A 1,477-nucleotide genomic window follows, 5' to 3' on the forward strand; every position below is an offset into this window, starting at 1 on the left:
AGCGCAATCGTTGAACGAGAAGTCCGCTAAGACATTCGTGCAATCATCGGGACATACTGGTTTGCTCATAATAATTTCGTTTTATTTTGTTTTTACAAAAATATACTGAAAATTTCCGAAAAAAAAACATTTAAAATTAATATTTAGAAATAATTTGTATATTTGCATTGTGAAAATAGGCATATTGATATATACTTATAATCGTATTGACGATGCCGTGATTAACATGGACATTATAAAATACCATTGGAATAAGTCTATATTGCTTAACGATGCAATAATAGCTCATTCTTATAACGGTAATCGAGAATGGTATAAAAACAAATATTTAGAAACTAAATTGATACGCTCCCGTAATTCATGGCATTATCAAGGTGCGGCTGATTTAATTGATAGCGGAATGAAATATTTCTCTAAACGTAAGGATATAGATTATGTGATAGTGCTGGCGGCTGACACGTGGTTAATAGATGCAGATTATATTGAATCGGTTATATTAGAGATGCGTCAAAATAATTTATTCGTTGCGACATGTGCGTGGGGAAATAGTCAAAGGAATGAATTGTCTGATGTAGGCATGGCTACTGACTTTATTATTGTAGATAATAAATGGGCTGCAAAATATAAGCTTTTCCCTTTAAAATATAAATCCTTTTATAATAAATACAATGAATTATTTACTTATAAAAATAGTCATACTATCAATGTGGAAAAATTAATGTTTACAAGATATATACAGGCTATAAATAGATATGATTTAAATTCCATTGGTAGCCGTAATCGCATTTATAACCATATACACATAATGAAAGAGCGCGAACCTATACATATAAATAATAAATGGGAACGGCAAATGTATTGGCGTGACATTGGCATATTAACGCATCATTCTCCATGCGATAAAAGAATAATATTATACGATAATAATATAAAATACGGAAGCGGCATTTATAAACTTCTAAATAGTGATGACTTATCGTATTACAATAAAGGCATTACAGTAATGGAAGATAATTGCAACTAATGAAAATCAACATCTATACTAAGTTAAACGGTGCAGGATTAGAGGCAGACGCTAATATTATCAAGGGCTGCCTACCGCAATACGATGTAATGATTATAGACTGGATGCGTCCGGTTAAGAGAAGCGCAGATATAGCAATCCATTTGGAACACGTCCGCAAAGAATTACTACACTTAGCACCTTATAATATTGCAGTACCAAACCCCGAATGGTGGGAGCCGACATTCACCCCATTACTCAAAAGTATTAACGCTGTATGGTGTAAGACTAAGTACACGCAAGAGATATTTAGTACAATGCACTCGAACTGCATTTATACCGGATTTACTTCCATTGACAAATATAAAGAAGGTGTTGCAAAGAGAATTATGTTCTTACATTTGGCGGGCAAAAGCAGCCACAAAGGGACAGAGGCGGTTGTAGATGTGTGGAAAAATGATTTGTCTTTGCCCT

General features: G+C 33.5%; 2 protein-coding genes. Both read left to right on the plus strand.

Going from position 1 to position 1,477, the window contains the following annotated elements; genetic code table 11:
- The first annotated feature begins 226 nt into the window (after positions 1 to 226).
- Positions 227 to 1,024: a hypothetical protein gene (locus JU82_RS02520; protein ID WP_294892024.1), complete on the plus strand. Its 798-nt coding sequence runs from the start codon at positions 227 to 229 to the stop codon at positions 1,022 to 1,024.
- Positions 1,024 to 1,477: hypothetical protein (locus JU82_RS02525; RefSeq protein ID WP_037946150.1), on the plus strand; the 454-nt coding region annotated here is incomplete at its 3' end. The genes JU82_RS02520 and JU82_RS02525, both read left to right, overlap by 1 nt.

The sequence above is a fragment of the Sulfuricurvum sp. MLSB genome (genome assembly GCF_000747095.1).
Lineage (GTDB): Bacteria > Campylobacterota > Campylobacteria > Campylobacterales > Sulfurimonadaceae > Sulfuricurvum.

What these genes read in the sequence shown, in the direction of transcription:
- JU82_RS02520 (WP_294892024.1), top strand. Translation starts at nt 227, where the DNA reads ATGGACATTATAAAATACCATTGGAATAAGTCTATATTGCTTAACGAT.